Source organism: Geomonas sp. (genome assembly GCF_035254065.1).
GTDB lineage: Bacteria > Desulfobacterota > Desulfuromonadia > Geobacterales > Geobacteraceae > Geomonas.
On sequence record NZ_DATFBA010000204.1, the window covers coordinates 1 to 17,818 of the forward strand.

Annotated in this window: 15 protein-coding genes and 1 pseudogene; 10 read left to right on the top strand and 6 right to left on the bottom strand. The window is 63.2% G+C overall.

The genetic code is table 11. The features are described from left to right. The 4 genes from VJ604_RS09795 to VJ604_RS09810 all read left to right on the top strand — a co-directional run. Nucleotides 1-1,225: UbiD family decarboxylase (locus VJ604_RS09795; protein WP_324082039.1), on the top strand; the 1,225-nt coding region annotated here is incomplete at its 5' end. 331 nt (nucleotides 1,226-1,556) lie between these two features. After that, the gene (locus tag VJ604_RS09800; protein ID WP_324082041.1) at nucleotides 1,557-2,321 is read left to right on the top strand and encodes a TlyA family RNA methyltransferase; all 765 of its coding nucleotides are present in this window, start codon (nucleotides 1,557-1,559) and stop codon (nucleotides 2,319-2,321) included. A gap of 54 nt (nucleotides 2,322-2,375) precedes the next feature. Further along, on the top strand, nucleotides 2,376-2,720 hold the full coding sequence (locus VJ604_RS09805; RefSeq protein WP_324082043.1) for a histidine triad nucleotide-binding protein: 345 nt from the start codon (nucleotides 2,376-2,378) through the stop codon (nucleotides 2,718-2,720). A 52-nt stretch (nucleotides 2,721-2,772) separates the two neighbouring features. Next, a complete protein-coding gene (locus VJ604_RS09810) occupies nucleotides 2,773-3,282 on the top strand; it encodes a DUF4124 domain-containing protein (RefSeq protein WP_324082045.1) in 510 nt (169 codons plus the stop codon). Between the two features lie 234 nt (nucleotides 3,283-3,516). Here VJ604_RS09810 and VJ604_RS09815 read toward each other — a convergent pair whose 3' ends face one another. Next, nucleotides 3,517-4,782, bottom strand: a complete 1,266-nt coding sequence (locus VJ604_RS09815; RefSeq protein ID WP_324082047.1) for a magnesium transporter — start codon at nucleotides 4,780-4,782, stop codon at nucleotides 3,517-3,519. A 223-nt stretch (nucleotides 4,783-5,005) separates the two neighbouring features. Between VJ604_RS09815 and lgt the strand changes: the two genes are divergently transcribed. Next, nucleotides 5,006-5,794, top strand: a complete 789-nt coding sequence (lgt, locus tag VJ604_RS09820; protein ID WP_324082050.1) for a prolipoprotein diacylglyceryl transferase — start codon at nucleotides 5,006-5,008, stop codon at nucleotides 5,792-5,794. Here the strand turns inward: lgt and VJ604_RS09825 are convergent. From VJ604_RS09825 to VJ604_RS09845, 5 genes are all read right to left on the bottom strand, one after another. Further along, the gene (locus VJ604_RS09825) at nucleotides 5,791-6,216 is read right to left on the bottom strand and encodes an ATP-binding protein (protein WP_324082052.1); all 426 of its coding nucleotides are present in this window, start codon (nucleotides 6,214-6,216) and stop codon (nucleotides 5,791-5,793) included. The two genes, lgt and VJ604_RS09825, sit on opposite strands and share 4 nt — an antisense overlap. A gap of 16 nt (nucleotides 6,217-6,232) precedes the next feature. Beyond that, nucleotides 6,233-6,571, bottom strand: coding sequence for an STAS domain-containing protein (locus VJ604_RS09830; RefSeq protein WP_324082055.1), 339 nt, complete (start codon nucleotides 6,569-6,571; stop codon nucleotides 6,233-6,235). A gap of 174 nt (nucleotides 6,572-6,745) precedes the next feature. Beyond that, nucleotides 6,746-9,982: a sodium:solute symporter family transporter gene (locus tag VJ604_RS09835; protein ID WP_324082057.1), complete on the bottom strand. Its 3,237-nt coding sequence runs from the start codon at nucleotides 9,980-9,982 to the stop codon at nucleotides 6,746-6,748. Further along, nucleotides 9,982-10,227, bottom strand: coding sequence for a hypothetical protein (locus tag VJ604_RS09840; protein WP_324082059.1), 246 nt, complete (start codon nucleotides 10,225-10,227; stop codon nucleotides 9,982-9,984). Before VJ604_RS09840 ends, VJ604_RS09835 begins: the two co-directional genes overlap by 1 nt. After that, entirely contained in the window at nucleotides 10,224-11,783 is a 1,560-nt protein-coding gene (locus tag VJ604_RS09845) for a bifunctional aminoglycoside phosphotransferase/ATP-binding protein (RefSeq protein WP_324082061.1), read from the bottom strand. Before VJ604_RS09845 ends, VJ604_RS09840 begins: the two co-directional genes overlap by 4 nt. Nucleotides 11,784-12,002: 219 nt before the next feature. Between VJ604_RS09845 and VJ604_RS09850 the strand changes: the two genes are divergently transcribed. From VJ604_RS09850 to VJ604_RS09870, 5 genes and pseudogenes are all read left to right on the top strand, one after another. Further along, on the top strand, nucleotides 12,003-13,697 hold the full coding sequence (locus VJ604_RS09850; RefSeq protein ID WP_324082063.1) for a tetratricopeptide repeat protein: 1,695 nt from the start codon (nucleotides 12,003-12,005) through the stop codon (nucleotides 13,695-13,697). Next, complete coding sequence (locus VJ604_RS09855) at nucleotides 13,694-15,304, top strand: peptide-binding protein (RefSeq protein WP_324082065.1); 1,611 nt, start codon at nucleotides 13,694-13,696, stop codon at nucleotides 15,302-15,304. The genes VJ604_RS09850 and VJ604_RS09855 overlap by 4 nt, the downstream gene beginning before the upstream one ends. Then, nucleotides 15,304-16,284: an ABC transporter permease gene (locus tag VJ604_RS09860; RefSeq protein ID WP_324082067.1), complete on the top strand. Its 981-nt coding sequence runs from the start codon at nucleotides 15,304-15,306 to the stop codon at nucleotides 16,282-16,284. Before VJ604_RS09855 ends, VJ604_RS09860 begins: the two co-directional genes overlap by 1 nt. A 165-nt stretch (nucleotides 16,285-16,449) precedes the next feature. Next, on the top strand, nucleotides 16,450-17,295 hold the full coding sequence (gene opp4C / locus VJ604_RS09865) for an oligopeptide ABC transporter permease (RefSeq protein WP_324082069.1): 846 nt from the start codon (nucleotides 16,450-16,452) through the stop codon (nucleotides 17,293-17,295). A 247-nt stretch (nucleotides 17,296-17,542) separates the two neighbouring features. Next, a pseudogene (locus VJ604_RS09870) lies at nucleotides 17,543-17,818 on the top strand (hypothetical protein); the annotation flags it as partial.

Below are 17,818 nucleotides of genomic sequence, written 5' to 3' on the forward strand. Positions count from 1 at the left end.
GTTCCGGGTCAGCATCTTCGTGGGAGGGGTGCCTTCCATGACGGTCGCCGCCGTCATGCCGCTTCCCGAAGGAATGCCGGAGATATCGTTCGCAGGCCTTCTTGCCGGACACCGGATCGAGATGGTGGAGCGGGCTGGCTGCCTGCCGATGCCGGCCCAGGCCGATTTCTGCATCACCGGCACCATCGATCCTGGCAAAACCTTGCCGGAAGGGCCCTTTGGCGACCACATCGGCTATTACAGCCTCGCCCATGACTTCCCGGTGCTCCAAGTCGAGGAGGTATTCCATCGCGAGAACGCCATCTGGCCGTTCACCACGGTCGGACGGCCGCCGCAGGAGGATACCTCGTTCGGCGCCTTCATTCATGAGCTTACCGGCCCGCTCATCCCGACGGTGATCCCGGGGGTGAAGGCGGTCCATGCCGTCGACGCGGCCGGCGTCCATCCGCTTCTGCTCGCCATCGGCAGCGAGCGCTACGTCCCGTACGGCGACCGCCAGACGCCCCAGGAGCTTTTGACCATCGCCAACGCGATCCTCGGCCAGGGGCAGCTCTCGCTGGCCAAGTACCTGATGATCACCAGCCACGAGGATGCGCCGCAGCTGGATGTCCACGATATCCCTGCCTTCCTGGCCCACCTGCTGGAGCGGATCGACTTCCGCCGCGACCTCCATTTCCAGACCGCTACCACCATGGACACCCTCGACTATTCGGGCGGTGCCCTGAACAGCGGCTCCAAGGTGGTGTTCGCCGCCCTGGGGGACAAGCGCCGGAAGCTGGCCACGGAGCTGCCGGCCGCCCTGCGCCTGCCGGAGGGGTTCTCGGCCCCAGCACTCTGCCTGCCGGGCGTGCTCGCGGTCCAGGGGCCGTCCTGCAATATCCGGAAAGGGGAGCAGGATGCCCGGATGGAGAGCCTCTGCGACTGCCTGCAAGGGGTGCCGGGGCTGGAATCGATGCCGCTCATCGTGGTCTGTGATGACAGCAGTTTCGCCGCCGCCTCGCTCAACAACTTCCTCTGGGTGACCTTCACCCGTTCCGACCCGGCCGCCGACATCTACGGAGTGGACTCCTTCACCTCCTGCAAACAGTGGGGCTGCAAGGGGCCGCTCATCATCGACGCGCGGGTGAAGCCGCACCACGCGCCGCCCCTGATCGAGGACCCGGCCGTGGAGAGAAGGGTCGACGAGCTTGCCGCCCCCGGTGGTCCGCTGCACGGGTTGTATTGAGGAAGAAAGGTATTTCCAGTAATCTATCCACCCTCTGCCAACTCTCCCTCGCCCAGCGGGAGAGGGCAGGGGTGAGGGAAGCCTCGATCTTCGTGGACAGTTCCCTCACTCTAACCCTCTGCCGCGGGGAGAGGGGACGGTTGGCGGTTTGTTGAATGTGAAAATAAGAAGCAATCCCCCCTGTCCCCCCTGTATCAAGGGGGGGACGTGGTGCGGAAGATGGTTACCGATCAGAAAGGGTCACGTTATTTCGGCCCCACCTTCCAAGGGAGGGGGCAGGAGCTTGCCCGCCGTAGCCTTTAGGCGAAGGCGGGTGATGATGGGGTAAAGGTTGGCAAAAGAAAGACTCGATAAGCTGGTCCTCGATCGGGGGCTGGCTCCCTCGCGCGAGAGGGCGAAGGCGCTGATCATGGCCGGGCAGGTGGTGGTCGACGATCATCTGGCGGACAAGGCCGGGCTGATGGTGGAGGTGACCGCGGAGATCCGCCTGAAGGGTGAGCCGCTTCCCTACGTGAGCCGCGGCGGCCTCAAGCTCGCCAAGGGGCTCGATGAGTTCGGCCTCGACGTGACCGGGCTCTGCGCGGTGGACGTGGGCGCCTCGACCGGAGGCTTCACCGACTGCCTGCTGCAGCGGGGCGCGCGACGGGTGATCGCGGTCGATGTCGGTTACGGCCAACTCGCCTGGAAGCTGCGCGAGGACCCGAGGGTGCTGAATCTGGAGAAGACCAACATCCGCTACCTGGAGCCGGAGGGGCTTCCGGAGGTGCCCGACCTGGCAGTGATCGATGCCTCCTTCATCTCGCTCGACAAGGTGCTTCCCCCCACGCTCCGGCTGATCAAGGATGACGGCACCGTGGTCGCCCTGATCAAGCCGCAGTTCGAGGTGGGGCGCGGGCAGGTTGGGAAGGGCGGGGTTGTGCGCGACGAGAAGAAGCACCAGGAGGTGGTGGCTTCGGTCACCGCCCTTTCGGAAAGTTTGGGGTTACTGGTGCTGGGGGTATGTGAATCTCCGATCCTCGGGCCCAAGGGGAACAAGGAATTTCTGATCCACCTTCGCAAAAAGGTGTGGATTGAAAGGCCGCTTGACGGAATATAGTCGCCGGCGTACCGTGAATCGGTCGGGCCGCAAGCGAAATTGAAGGGAGGGGTTATGTCGGATTGTCTTTTCTGCAAGATGGCGAGTGGCGCCATTCCGGTAAAAAAGGTGTACGAGGACGATGCGCTGTTCGCCATCGAGGATATCAACCCGGTGGCGCCGCTGCACATCCTGATCATCCCGAAACAGCACCTGGCCAACACGCTCGACCTGACGCCCGACACGGACCAGGTGATCGGTGCCGTGCATCGCGTGGCCGCTCAGCTTGCGCGCGAGCGAGGGGTGGCGGAGGATGGCTTCCGGCTGGTCAACAATACCAACCACGGCGCCGGCCAGTCGGTGTTCCACATCCACTTCCATCTGCTTGCCGGACGCAGGCTCACCTGGCCTCCGGGGTAATAGCGAATGACCAGGGCGAACGGATGACAAGGGTTTTCTCGAGGAGTTCTGAATGAAGAAATTGATCGTGGCGTTGATCCTGCTTTACGCGTTGCCGGTGCTGGCGGAGACGTACGAATGGACCGATCAGCAGGGGACGGTGCATTTCACGGAGGACCTGGGCTCCATTCCCAAGAAGTACCGCAAGAAAGCCAAGGTGGTGGGCGGTGACGAGAGCGCTCCCGAGGTCACCATCAGCAACGAACCGGCCAAGGGCGCTGCCAAAGCTGAGCCCAAGGGGGATGAGGGCGACAAGCCCAAAAAGCTCTACGGTGGCAAAGACGAAGCTGCCTGGCGGACAGCCTTCCGCAATGCCAACTACGAGGTGCAGCAGACCGAAACGGAACTTGCCACCCTGCAGGGACGGATGAACGACACCTCCAAGATGTCCCGCTCGGAGTATCTCGCCGTTCAGAACACCATCAAGCACACCGAGGTCCGGCTCCAGGAAGCCCGCCAGAAGCTGGACGCGCTGCAGGCAACCGCCAACCGCGCCGGGGTGCCGCCGGAATTCAGGAAGTAAAGTCGTGAAGGGGGCTGGCTCCAAGGTGCCAGCCCCCCTCGCGTCCTCCATGTAAATTGGCGATGATGTCTGGCTACTACGTTCCCCCCTTGATAAAGGGGGGACAGGGGGGACTGCTTGTGACTGTGCAAGGCAAGCCGTGTGTTCTACACTTTCCTGCTGGTCCTGGCAGCCCTCACCCGGCCTGAGACCACCCTCTCCCCTGAAGGGGCGAGGGGAAAGACTAATCACCCTTTACTGCCGGTGCCGCTTGCGTCGCAGCGATCCCGGGATGAACAGTTCCAACACGTCGTCCACCGTGATGATCCCCGCCATCTTTTCTTCCTGGTCCAAGACCGGCACCGCCACGAAGTTGTACTTCGCCACCACCTCCAGCACCTCGTAAGCCGTGGAAGCCACATGAACGCTCTTCACGTCGCTCCTCATGAAATGGGAAACCGGCGTCGCGGGGGGCTGGATCAAGAGGTCTTTGAGACTCACCACCCCCGCCAGGTGACCCTGCCCATCCAGTACGTACAGGTAGTAGATGGTGTCCGTCATGGCGGCCTTGGCACGAACCAGTGCCAGCGCCTCTTCCGCCGACAGCTCCCCCTCCACGGAGAGAAACTGGCTGTTCATCAACCCTCCGGCGGTGTCCTCCTTGTGTTCCAACAGTTCCTGGAGCCGCTCCGCTTCCTTCTCCCCCATCAGCCCCAAAAGCTCCTGGGCTCTCTGCACGGGCAGCCCCCCCAACACGTCAGCCGCCTCGTCAGGATCCATATTCTCCAGGATGGCGCAGGCCTGGTCCGTTTCCAACTGGTCGATCACCCGGCTTCTCAGTTCTGGCTGCAACTCGTGGATGGCCTCGCCGGCAGTCCCGGTGTCCAGGGCGTCCAGAAGCGCGCGTATGCTGACAGAGGGGATGCTGCTCAATATTCCCGCCAGGTCGGCCGGATGGATCTCCTTCAGCTGGTCGCGCGCCACGGTAAGGGTCAGCCGGTAGAGGTTCGCCTCCAATAGCTGCACGTACTCCCAGCTGATGTGAGACTGCGGGAGCTCGCGGCCCAGCAGGGCGGCCACCTTCTCCGCGAACGGCTCCCATCCCATCCGCCGTAGAAGCCCCCGGAAGCCGACGTCGGCGAAGAAGAGGCAGAGCCTCTTCTGCAGGCTCCCCAGTTTCAGGTCGTTCACCCGCACTACCTTGGCGCCGTTCACGTCCACGATCTGGCGGTCCAGGATGTCCCTGCGTAGAAGGATGTCCCCGGGCGGGTTGCGGTAGGCGGGGAGGCTTTTCAGGCCGCCGTTCACCGAGATGACGTAGCGGTTGAAGAGGTCCACCCGCTGCCACGGCACGCTCAGGAGGTGGCGCTCCCCTTTCACCAGCAGGTGGGACACCTCCGGGAGCTGCGGGCCGGGGACCATGACCAGGTCGTTGAGGGTGCCGATCTCGCGCCCCTGGGAGGTGATCACCGTCTTGCCGAGTACCGAGCTCAGGAAGATCTCGTTCTTCACGATGCCCATGAGCACCCCGAAACGATCAGGTGGGGGAGGGTAGGTTAACGAGTGGTGGGAAGTAGTGTGGTTAAATGCATCTAATACTTGTATAGCCGGCCGGCCCGATGTCAACCTGGGCAGGCGGTGGTGGAAGAGTCTGGAGGGACGGGGGGCGGGGTGAGGGCGATTGACACCCCTCTCGTTTGCTGGTAGGTTAGGTCCCAAAAAATCCCCCCGGGAGTTTCATTAAATGCTTACCTATCCCCACATGAATCCCGTCTTTTTGAAACTGGGTCCGCTGGAGTTTCGCTGGTACGGGCTCATGTACATCTTCGGTTTTCTGGCCGGCTACTTCCTGATCTACAACGGGGCCAAGAAGAAAGGGCTTCCCCTGGACCGCGACGGCGTGGCCGACCTGATCTTCAGCCTGGCGGTGGGAGTCATCTTGGGCGGCCGCCTGGGCTACGTCCTCTTTTACAACCTTTCCTACTACCTGGAGCATCCCCTGAAGGTCTTCGCGGTCTGGGAAGGGGGGATGTCCTTTCACGGCGGCTGTACCGGCGCCATCCTGGCAGCCCTCTACTTCATCAGGAACCGCGACATCAGCTTTTACCAGCTGGCCGACATCGGCTTCTCAGCGGCGCCGGTCGGGCTGATGCTGGGGCGGATCGGCAACTTCATCAACGGAGAGCTGTACGGGCGGGTCACTGACGTGCCGTGGGGGATGGTCTTTCCGGGGGGAGGGGATCTGCCGCGCCACCCCTCGCAGCTCTACGAGGCCTTCCTGGAAGGCCCGGTCATGTTCGGCATCCTCTACCTGATCGGCAGGAAAGCGAAGGCCGACGGGGTGGTCTTCTGGTCCTTCATCGCGCTGTACGGGCTGTTCCGCTTCCTGGTCGAGTTCGTCAGGGAGCCGGACGCGCAGATCGGCTATCTGCTGGGGATCTTCTCGATGGGGCAGCTTTTGAGTTTTCCGATGTTCCTGCTGGGGGCGGGGATGGCGATCCACCGCTATCGGCGGGGGGCGCGACAGCTTTAGGAAAGCTTCTTCTTCATCTCGAGGATGTTCTCCCGGCAGTTCTTGTGGTAGGTGACCGAGTCCATCAGGGCCCGGATCAGGAAGATGCCGCGCCCCCGGTCCTCCAGTTCATCGAAGTTGGGGGGCGGGATGGAATTGATGTCGAACCCCTGCCCGTCATCGTAGACCTTGATGGTGAGGTCGTCTGCGTGCAGGCTGATCACGATGCGGACCAGCTTTTCGGGCTCCTTGCGGCCGGCGTGCTTGATGGCGTTCACCATCGCTTCGGTGAGTACCAGGTTCAGGTGGTAGGCGAGCGTCTCCTTGTCGCCGCTGTAGCGCTCCAGCTCGCGTGCGATATCCTCCCCGATCCTGCCGATCAGGCTCAGGTAGCGGGTCTTGTTGGGGACCTTGATATCGACCTCGATGCTGTTCGCTCCCATCTGGCGCCTCGCTTTTTTACTGGAAGTTCTCAATGGCTTCCATGCTGGAGGGGAAAATCTCGAACACCCGGTGCAGGCGGGTCAGCTCGAACATCGACTTTACCTGCGACTGCAGCGAAGATAGCTTGAGGTTTCCCTGGTGCGAGATGGCGTTTTTGAAGCCGGAGACCAAGGCTCCCAGCCCCGAGCTGTCGATGAACCTGACATCCTTCAGATCGACCAGCACGTTCTTCTTGCCGTCCTCGAAAAGCTTCTGAACCGCACTCTTCAATTCCGCGGAATTATGGGCATCCAGCCGCTCCTCTTTCACATATAGGATAACCACGTCGTTCCTCGTCTCGTTCACCAGGTTCATGGCCTTCTCCTTTGTGAGCCAAATAACAGTTTTGGTACCTGAAGCAGCGGTCCAATGCCAACATTAGTACGGCCAAGCCGCGCTTTAAGTACAATTGTGCAATAAGCAGGGACATTTAGCAAGGCCGGCTTCATCTTTCCCGGCCACGGCGGCTTGCCGGATCTTCCCCGGCGCTCAGTCGATCTGCACCACCACCATGGAGACGTCGTCCTGCAGCGGTGCGGGAGCCGAGAACGCCTTCACCTCCGCCATCACCGCGTCGATCATCTCGGCCGGTTCCCCCCCCCGCAGGCGGGTCAAAAGCGCCGCCAGCCTTTCCACGCCGAAGGCTTCCCCGGTTTCCCCCTCCGCCTCGATGATGCCGTCGGTGTAGAGGAAGAGCAGGTCCCCCGCCGCCAGCTGGATAGTCTTCGCCTCGAACTCCACCTGCGGCTCCACCCCCAGGATCAGCCCGTCGGCGTCCAACTCCTGCCAGCCGTCGCCGTGGAAGAGGAGCGGTCGGGTGTGCCCGGCATTGGCGAAGCTGAAGCTGCGGCTTTCCCCGTCGTATTTCCCCCAGAACATGGTGATGAAGAGCTCGGCGCGGGTCAGGTCCTCGTAGAGCAGGGCGTTCAGCACCTCGAGGATCTCCCTGGGCGGGCGGGGAGACTGCATCTGCGCCCGGAGCACGCTCCTGGTCTCCACCATGATGAGCGCCGCTCCCACACTGTGGCCGGAGACGTCGGCCATCACCAGGTCGACGGTCCCCTCGCCGCTGGGGAAGAAGTCGTAGTAGTCCCCTCCCACGTGGGTGGCGGGGATGCAGCGGCAGGCGATGCGGGTCCCCAGCACCTTGGGGGGCGCGGGTGGCAGCAGGGAGAGCTGGATCTGCTTGGCGAGCTCCAGGTCGCGGGTGACCCGGGCGTTCTCCAGCTGGGCCGCCTCTTTCTGCTGGCGCTCCTGCTCGCGCGCCTCGCGCTCGGTGACGATCCCCACCGCCTGGGCGAGCTGTCCGGCCAGGCTCTCCAGAAGCTCCACGAACTGCTCGGTGAAAAGACCGATGATCGAGCGGGAGAAGACCGAGAGGACGCCGACCGGCGGTGCCCCGGCGCTGGCGATCGGGATGTGGGCGAACGACTTGATCCCCTCCCGCTGCACGATCTCCCGGGCGATCGGCTTGGTGATGTAGGCGGTGTCGTTGACGAACTCGGTACGCCTGCCCAGGAAGGCCTCCCCCACGTGGGTGTCGATCTCCAGGAGCCGGTCCTCGCTGGTGATCCGCTCCCCCCCTTCGCCGCGCCAGCAGCGGACCTGCAGCACGCCGTCGGCGTTCAGGATCCGGACCACCGCGAGGTCCAGCTTGAACTCCTTCAAAAGCAGGTTCAAAAGGTCGCCCATGATCATGTCCAGGTCCAGCGAGCGGTTCATGATCTCCGAGGCCCTCAGCCTCACGAAGAGCGCCTCCCGGCTCTGGTCGCGCGAGGTGCGCACGGTGGAGAAGATGTCGTAGACCGACTCCATGCGGGAGCCGATGTCGGAAAGGAAGCTCTCCACAACCGCCCCGGCGGCGGCCCCCCCCAGCGAGGCGGCCAGCGTCTTCTCCACGAAGCGCTTCAGGTTAGGGAGCTCGAACTCGGAGACCCCTCCGGTGCCGTCGATCTCGCGGTCTCCCAGATAGTCGGCGATGGCGAGGTGGGCCTGCGTCTCGCCGATGAACTTGGACATCAGGTTCACGAACTCCACGATGGTGACCGGCTTGGAGAGTCGCTTGGTCTCGTACTGCGGGTAATCGACCTCGCGCAGGAAGACATGCACGAACTTGTCCACCTGCTCCTTCTCCTTCTCGCTCTGGCCGCCGAGCAGGGAGAGCGCCAGGTAGGCCAGGATGTTCAGGAACATGCTCCAGAACAGGGTGTGGGTATAGGGGTCCAACCCGGTCAGCCCGAAGAGGGCCTGTGGTCTCAGGAAGGAGAGACCGAACGGGCCGTAGGTGAGGACCTCGGTGTGCCAGTGCCCCGCCTGCACCACCGAGGGGTACAGCAGCGTGTAGCACCAGACGGCGAAGCCCAAGATCAAGCCGGTGAGTGCCCCCGCCTTGTTGCCGCGCGGCCAGTAGAGCCCCCCGATCAGGGCCGGCGCAAACTGGATGGCCGCCGAGAAGGAGATGAGCCCCATGTTGGCGAGCATGTAGCTCTCCCCCACCACGCTCTGGTACCAGTAGCCCAGGAAGATGACCAGGATTATCCCCGCCCTTTTCAGGTTGATGAGCAGGAAGGAGAACCAGGCGCGCGGCCGGAAGCGGACCACCACCGGCATCAGCACGTGGTTTAACAGCATGGTGGAGACCGCCACCGACTCCACCATCACCATGCCGGCCGCCGCCGAGAACCCCCCGATGAAGGCGATCAGGGCGAGCCAGGAGTTGCCGGTCATCATGGGGATGGTGAGCACGAAGTAGTCGGCGCCGGTGGAGCCGCCGGTCATCAGCAGCCCCGCCACCGCGATGGGGACCACGAACAGGTTGATGAGCAGCATGTAGGCCGGGAAGAGCCAGGTGGCCGTGTTCAGGTGCCGCTCGTCGGCGTTCTCCAGCACCATGACCTGGAACTGGCGCGGCAGCAGCATGACGGCGCTCATGGAGAGGGCGAGCATGCTGAACCAGGAGATGTAGGAGTTGTGGCCGGTCCCCCCCAGGGTGGTCAGCCGGGAGAGCAGCGCCGGGTCCTTCAGGGCGAGCCGAGAGAAGAGATCCCCCATGCCGTCGAACAGGTAGTAGGTGATGAACACCCCCACCGAGACGAGCGCGAAAAGCTTCACCACCGACTCCACCGCGATGGCCGCCACCAGCCCCTCGTGCCGCTCGGCGGAGACCAGGTGCCTCGCACCGAACAGCACGCTGAAGAGGGCGAGCACCACCGCCGAGAAGAGCCCCGGGTGGGGGGCGGGGAAGTCGATGTTCTCGATGAGCCCCAGGTGAAAGTCGCGCAGCCCGGTGATGATGGTGAAGGAGGTGGAGACCGCGCGCAGCTGCAGGGCTATGTAGGGCATGATCCCCATCAGGGTGATCAGGGTGATCATGCCGCCCAGCCACTGGGAGCTTCCGTAGCGCGAGCTCAGGAAGTCGGCGATGGAGGTGATGTTGTTCTCCTTGGAGATGCGCAGGATCTTCTTGAGCAAGAACCACCAGGAGAAGGCGGTCAGGGTCGGCCCCAGGTAGATGGGGAGAAAGTCGATGCCGGTGGTGGCGGCCCGCCCCACCGAGCCGTAGTAGGTCCAGGAGGTGGCGTAGACGGTGATGGAGAGGGAGTAGACAAGGGGGGTGGCGGTGATGCTTTTGCCCTGCCGCTGGCGGCGGTCCGCGTAGTAGGCTACCAGGAACAGTAGCGCGATGTAGAAAAAGCCGGTTGCCCACACCACGTTGACAGTCAGCATCAGCCACGCTCCCCGCGGTTGTCCTTACTCGCCGCGCGGCTGAAGAGGTAGACGATGACGATGGAGACCGACCAGCCGATCAGCAGGTACAGGTAGAGCAGGGGCAGCCCGAAGGGGAGGGCGGGCTTGTTGAAGATGGAGATGAACGGGTAGTTCATCATGATGAAGCCGAGCACGAAGCAGATCACCCAGGTGTCCTTGAGCCGTTGCCTCTGTTTGGCGGTGTCCTTGTCGTCCCTGGTCATGGCAGTATACCCATTCCCCTCAACGCCTGGTCGACTTCCTCGGGCAGGGGGAGAGCGCTGTCGATGTGGACCGATTCGCCGGCGGCGGTCGGCTCGAACTCGGCCAGCTGCCGCGGGAAGAGCTCCCACCTGCCGTCGGAGAGCTCGTGGGGGTCCTTTCCCCGCTTCTCCAGGCGCTCCTTGATCAGTTGCGGCGGGCAGGCTGTCTCCAGCACGGCGAAGCCGGCCCCCGCCTCCCTGGCCAGCCTCTGGAAGCGGTCGCGGTCGCCGCGGCGGCGGAAGGTGGCGTCCACCACCATGCCGCTCCCGGAGCGGAGCGCGGCGGCGGCCTTTTTCAGGAGCTGGTCGTAGGTCGCCTGGTTGAAGGAAGGGGCGTAGATCCCCTGGTCGTAGGCCTGCTCGCTGCCACGGGTGGCGGCCGGGCCGGCCAGCTTCTTCCTGACCGCGTCGCTTTGGGCAAGCGGCAGCCCGAGCTGGAAGGCGAGCTCGCGGGCCAGGGTGCTCTTGCCGCTCCCCATCGCTCCGCAGGTCAGGATGAGGGTGGGGGAGAGCCGGTCCCTGAGCGCGCAGCCGCGGGCGAGCCTGAAGTAGCGCTCCGCCGTCTCTTTGGCGCGCGCGAGTTCCTCCGGGGGGACCCCAGCTTCCTGCAGCCTGAAACTGTGAACCTTGCCGCGGATGAAGGCGCGGTACCCCTGGTAGAAGTTCACCAGCGACGAGGGGCCGGGGTCGCCGCCGGCCTGCCGGTAGGCCTCCAGGAAGGGACGGCAGAGCTCGCGGTGCCCGGAGAACTCCAGGTCCATCAGCAGGAAGGCAACGTCGGCGCAGACGTCCGTGTAACGGAAGCGCTCGTTGAACTCGATGCAGTCGAAGATGCAGATGCCGTCGGTGAGGCAGATGTTGCCGGGGTGGAGGTCGCCGTCGCATTCACGGATGAAGCCGTCCCTGACCCTCTCCCCGAACAGCTCGCCGTGGCCTGACAGGAACTGCTCCACGGAGCAGCGGATCAGGGCGAGGTCGCAGGCCCGGATCGTCTGTCCCACGAAGGGCTCCGCCTGCCGGAAGTTCTCCGCCCAGTTCTCACGGATCGCTGGCAGGCTGCCGCAGGCGTCGATCTCGGGTCCACGCGCCGCCTTGGCATGGAAGTCGGCCACGAAACGGGCGAGAGAGGCCATGGTCGCGGCTTCCACCGTGCCACTCACCAGCAGATGATCGAGCATCCTCTCCTTCGGCAGCCGCTTCATCTTCACCGCGTAGTCGATCAGCCGGCCACCCGCGCGGAAACTCGCCCCCGCCTCCGTCTCGTGCAGTTCCACCACCCCCAGGTAGATGTCGGGGCAGAGCCGCCGGTTGAGCCTCACCTCTTCCTGGCAGAAGAAGTGGCGGCGCTCCAGGGTGGTGAAGTCGAGGAAGCCGAAGTTGACCGGCTTCTTCACCTTGTATACGAATTGGTCAGTGAGGAAGATGAAGGAGACGTGCGTCTCTATCAGGGATACGTTTTCCGTGGGCTCCGGATAGGCGCTTTCTTTAAGTAACGATTTTAAAAGCCTTCGCACCATCGCTTTGCCTTAAGATAATGATTTCATTTGAGGAATACTATCATAAGAGGACTCCCCTGCAACACCGATACCTGTGATAATTGTTGTTTGACGCTGCCAGGTATTTATGTTAGCTTTCATATATCTTTCGCGCCATCCCGCTGGAAGCATAAACCGGTAGGGATGCCGCGTTTTTTAGGTTTTTGTGACTGCATTTAACCGAACTCCCACAGGTATCCCATGACCAAGAAGTGTCTCGCGCTCCTTCTGTTCGTATCCGCTCTCAGCGCATGCGCCACCGAGCACGCCTCGGTTGGATCTTCCGCTACCACCACGCCTGTTTCCCACGAAGCCCGCTCGCTCTCCCTGTACGCCCAGGCCCGGCTGAAGGCCGGCGAAGGTGACCTGGACGGGGCCCTCGCCCTGTTGAGGCGCGCCCAGCAGCTCGATCCCAACTCCGCTCAGTTGCACACCATGGCCGCGCAGATCTACCTGCAGCAAAACCATCCCGAGGAGGCGCTGGCCGAGTGCGAGGCGGCCATCAAGGGTGATCCCAACAACGTGCAGGCGCACTACCTGGCAGGCAACATCCTGACCAGCATGCAGCGTGAGAAGGACGCCATTCCCCACTACAAGAAGGTGATGGAACTCGACCCCAGCAAGGAAGAGGTCTACCTGCACGTCGCCATCTTCTACCTGAAGAGCTTCGAGTACGAGCAGGCGGTCAACACCCTGAAGTCGCTGATCAAGGCGGTCCCCGAGTCGCCGCTTGGCTACTACTATCTGGCCAAGACCTACGACCAGATGCGGCTGCCGCGCGAGGCGCTCAGCTACTACAAGAAGGCGGTGGAGCTCAAGCCGGACTTCGAGCAGGCGCTGATCGAGATGGGGATCTCCCAGGAGACCCAGGGGCTGATCAGCGACGCCATCGAGAGCTACAAGACGCTCTTGCAGATCAACCCCTCCAACATCAACGTGGTCCAGCACCTGGCCCAGCTCTACATCCAGCAGCGGCGGCTCGAGGAGGCGCTGGATCTCCTGCAGAAGCAGGGGGGGAGCTCCCTGGAGAACTACCGCAAGGTCGGCATGCTGCAGCTCGAGCTGGAGCGCTACGATGAGGCGGTGGCCACCTTCCAGGAGATCCTGAAGGCCGAGCCTGATGCCCAGCAGGTCCGCTTCCTTTTGGCCAACTCCTACGAGGAGATGGAGGAAGATGACCTGGCCATCGCCGAGTTCTCCAGGATCCCCCGCGACTCCGCCTACTATCTCGAGTCGGTCGAGCACCTGGCCTACCTGTACAAGGACAAGGGGGACCCGGAGCGCGGCATCGCCATGCTCAAGGAGGAGATCCGCCGCCAGCCCGGCAAGGCGGAGCCTTCCCTGTACCTGGCCGGGCTCTACGAGTCGATGGACCGCTACCAGGACGGCGTCAACGTGCTGAGATCGCTGGACAAGCCGCTGCAGGAAGACCCCAGGGTCGGCTTCCGGCTGGGTGTCCTCTACGACAAGATGGGGAAGAAGGACCAGTCGGTGGCGGAGATGAAGCGGGTCCTGGCGAAGAGCCCGGACGACCCGCAGGTGCTGAACTACCTGGGCTACACCTACGCGGAGATGGGGGTGAACCTGGACGAGGCCCTGGGCTACCTGAAGAAGGCGGTCTCCCTGAAGCCGGACGACGGCTTCATCATCGACAGCCTCGGCTGGATCTACTACAAGCTCAAGCGCTACAACGACGCGGTCGCCCAGCTGGAGCGGGCGGCGGAGCTCTCCGATGACGACACCACCGTGATGGGGCACCTGGCGGACGCCTACTGCGCCAACCGCACCTACAAGAAGGCGCTCCCCATCTACAAGAAGCTGCAGAAACTGGAGCCCGAGCGCAAAGACCTGGCGGACAAGATCAGGCGCTGCCGCCAGGAGAGCGGGGAGAAATGACCCCTGCCCGCTGGCTGACCCTGCTCCTTTGCCTCCTGCTTATGGCCGGCTGCGGCAACGCGCCGGCGCAGAAGGTGGCGCGCGGCAAGGGTGGGCCCCCTGCCTACGGCGACGCCCTGGTCACCGGCAGCATCGGCGAGCCCTCCAACCTGATACCGACCCTCGCCTCCGATTCCGCCTCCTTCGACATCGCCGGCCTGGTCTACAACGGGCTGGTGCGCTACGACAAGAACCTCAAGATCGAGGGTGACCTGGCCCAGTCCTGGGAGATCTCCCCGGACGGGCTGGTGATCACCTTCCACCTGCGCCACGGCGTCAAATGGCACGACGGCAGGCCCTTCACCTCGCACGACGTGCTCTACACCTATCGGGTCACCATCGATCCCAAGACCCCCACCGCTTATTCGGAGAGCTTCAAACAGGTGAAGAGTGCCGAGGCTCCCGACCCCTACACCTTCCGGGTCACCTACGCCAAGCCGTACGCCCCCGCGCTCGCCTCCTGGGGGATGTCGGTTCTCCCCTCGCATCTTCTGGAGGGACAGGACATCACTAAGAGCCCGCTTTCCCGCAGCCCGATCGGCACCGGCCCCTACATCTTCAAGCAGTGGGTGCCGGGGACCAAGCTGACCCTGGAGAGCAATCCGGACTACTGGGAAGGGCGCCCCTATGTCTCCCGCTACGTCTATCGCATCATCCCCGACGCCTCCACCATGTACATGGAGCTCAAGTCGGGAGGGGTGGACGAGATGGCGCTTTCGCCGGTGCAGTACCAGCGGCAGACCAATTCCCCCGACTTCCTGGCCCGCTTCAACAAGTACCGCTACCCCTCCTTCTCCTACGCGTACCTGGGATACAACCTGCGCCTGCCGCTCTTCCAGGACCGCCGGGTGCGCCAGGCGATGACCTGCGCCATCGACAAGCAGGAGATCATCCAGGGGGTGCTGTTCGGCATGGGGCAGGTCGCCCACGGCCCCTACAAGCCCGGGACCTGGGCCTACAAGCCGAAGGTGACGGACTTCGTCTACGATCCGGCGCGCGCGATGGCGCTTTTGAAGGAGGCCGGCTGGGCGATGGGGAAGGACGGCATCCTGGTCAAGGACGGCAGGCCCTTCAGCTTCACCATCTTGACCAACCAGAACGACCAGCGGGTGAAGGTCGCCCAGATCGTCCAGCAGCGTCTGAGGAAGGTCGGCATCGACGTCAAGATCCGGGTCATGGAGTGGGCCTCCTTCATCACCAACTTCATCGACACCGGCAGGTTCGAGGCGGTGATCCTCGGCTGGACAGTGGACCAGGATCCCGACATCTACGACGTCTGGCACTCCTCCAAGACCGGCCCCAAGGAGCTGAACTTCATCCGCTTCAAGAACGCCGAGGTGGACCGTTTGCTGGACGAGGGGCGTTCCACCTTCGACATCGAGAAGCGCAAGGCCTGCTACTGGAGGATCCAGGACATCCTCGCCTATGAGCAGCCGTACACCTTCCTCTACGTCCCCGACTCACTGCCGGCGGTCTCCTCCAGGTTCCACGGCATCGAGCCCGCCCCGGCGGGGATCTCCTACAACATGATCAAGTGGTACGTGCCGAAGGCGGAGCAGGTGTACTGATGGGAAGATATCTTTTAAAGCGCATACTTGGCTTGTTCCCGATGCTGCTCGGCATCACGCTGATCACCTTCGTGGTGATCCACCTGGCGCCGGGCGAGCCGGTGGAGATGCAGGTCTCCATGAGCCCGAAGATCTCCGCCGCCACCCGGGAGCGTCTGCGTGAGTTCTACGGCCTCAACAAGCCGCTCCACGTGCAGTACGTGAACTGGCTCTCGCACCTGGCGCGCTTCGACTTCGGCAAGTCTTTCGCCCCCGACCACCGTCCGGTCACCGATAAGATCGTGGAGAGGATCCCGGTGACCCTGTCGCTCAACGTGATCGCCCTCATCCTGGAGTTCTGCCTGGCCATCCCGATCGGCATCCTGGCCGCCGTCCACCGCGACACCCTGCTCGACCGCTGCATCTCCGTCTTCGTCTTCGTCGGCTTCGCGATACCGACCTTCTGGCTGGCGCTGCTCTGCATGTACTTCTTCGGGGTGCAGCACAACTGGCTCCCCATCTCCGGGCTCCACTCCATGGGAAGCGACAAGCTCTCCTTTTTTCCGTGGCTTCTGGATGTCGGGAAACACCTGCTGCTGCCGGTCGGCGTCGCCACCTTCGGCAGCCTCGCCGGGTTGTCCCGCTACATGCGCTCGACCATGCTGGAGATCCTGTCACAGGACTACATCACCACTGCCCGTGCCAAGGGGGTAGCCGAGCGGGTGGTCATCTACAAACACGCCCTGAAGAACGCGCTCCTTCCCGTGATCACCCTGCTGGGCTTCTCGCTCCCCGGGCTGATCGGCGGCAGCGTCATCTTCGAGACCATCTTCGCCATCCCCGGCATGGGGCAGCTTTTCTACCAGGGTGTGATGGCGCGCGACTACCCGCTGGTGATGGGGATTCTGGTGATCGGCGCCTTCCTTACCCTGCTCGGCAACCTTTTGGCCGACCTCTGCTACGGGTTCGCGGACCCGCGCATCCGGCACGGGAGAGATTAGGATGAGGGGGAGGGGCGGGGGAGGGGGAACTGCAGCCGGCGCATCGGAACTTTCCCAAATCAGGAAGACGGTGCTCAAACCACACTATGAGTTTCACCAGAAGGGGTGGACTCTGCGCCCAATTTCGTGTGGCGCGTATACGGGAATCATGCTATGAATGCGGAAATGAGCCGACCCTATCAGGAATTTTGGCGGCGGTTCTGTGAAAACCGGTTCGCGGTGGCAGGACTTGTGGTGATCGTGGCGCTTTTCATCCTGGCTTTCTCCGCACCGTTCATCACGCCGTACCACCCTGATACCATCGACGCCTGGCACGTCCTGCTGCCTCCTTCCTCCAGCCACTGGTTCGGCACCGACGACCTGGGGCGCGACGTACTCACCCGCGTCATTTTCGGAGCCCGCATCTCTTTGCTAGTCGGCTTCGTGGCTGTAGGGATCTCCATCCTGATCGGCACCATCGTTGGGCTCCTTTCCGGGTACTATGCCGGCTGGACCGATACCGTGCTGATGCGCGCCGTCGACATCGTGCTCTGCTTCCCGACCTTTTTCCTGATTCTGGCGGTGATCGCCATGCTGGATCGGCCGTCCATCTGGTACATCATGGTGATCATCGGCGTTACCTCATGGACGGGGGTGGCGCGCCTGGTCCGCGCGGAAGTCCTCTCCCTGAACAGCAGGGACTTTGTGCTGGCAGCCCGGACCATCGGCGCCTCCGACGCCCGCATCATCTTCCGGCACATCCTCCCCAACGCGCTTTCCCCGGTCCTCGTGTCGGCGACCCTGGGTGTGGCGGGGGCGATCCTGACCGAGTCGGCGCTCTCCTACCTGGGGCTTGGGGTGCAGCCGCCGACGCCGAGCTGGGGCAACATCCTCACCTCCGGCAAGGAGTTCATCGAGTTCGCCTGGTGGCTGTCGCTGTTCCCCGGTCTGGCCATCCTGGTCACCGTGCTCTCCTACAACCTGGTAGGGGAGGGGATCCGCGACGCGCTCGACCCGAGGAAGGCGAGATAGCCCATCCTCGGTCCCGGGAGATGGAGAGCTTCGCCTTTCACCCCTCGCCCTACGGGAGAGGGTGGCCGAAGGCCGGGTGAGGGAAGCCTCCCACTTCGTGGAAAGTTCCCTCACCCCGACCCTCTCCCGTGGGGAGGGGGGGAGTTGGTAGAGGGTGATGAGTCATAGGAAAAGAAGGTAGAGCGTAGAACATAGAAGATAGAACCTAGTACATAGTACATAGAACGTTTGATATAAGAGGGTAGCAATGGCTGAGTTGTGTGAAGATGAGTTCGAGAAGCTGAAGATAGACAAGCAGGAATTCGTCCCGGTCACCCTGGAGGATGAGGTGCGGGTCGACAACCGGTGCAAGGATCTCCTGCTCCGCTTTTACCAGGAGAGCATCGATGCCGGGCTTCCCCCGGAGGAGGCCACCGCGCTCGCGAGCGGAGCCGACTATTTCACCAGGGACTTTGTGGTCTCCATCAAGGGGAGAAGCATCTTCGACGAACGGCCCGGCCTCGTCCGCCAGTTCGCCGGCAAC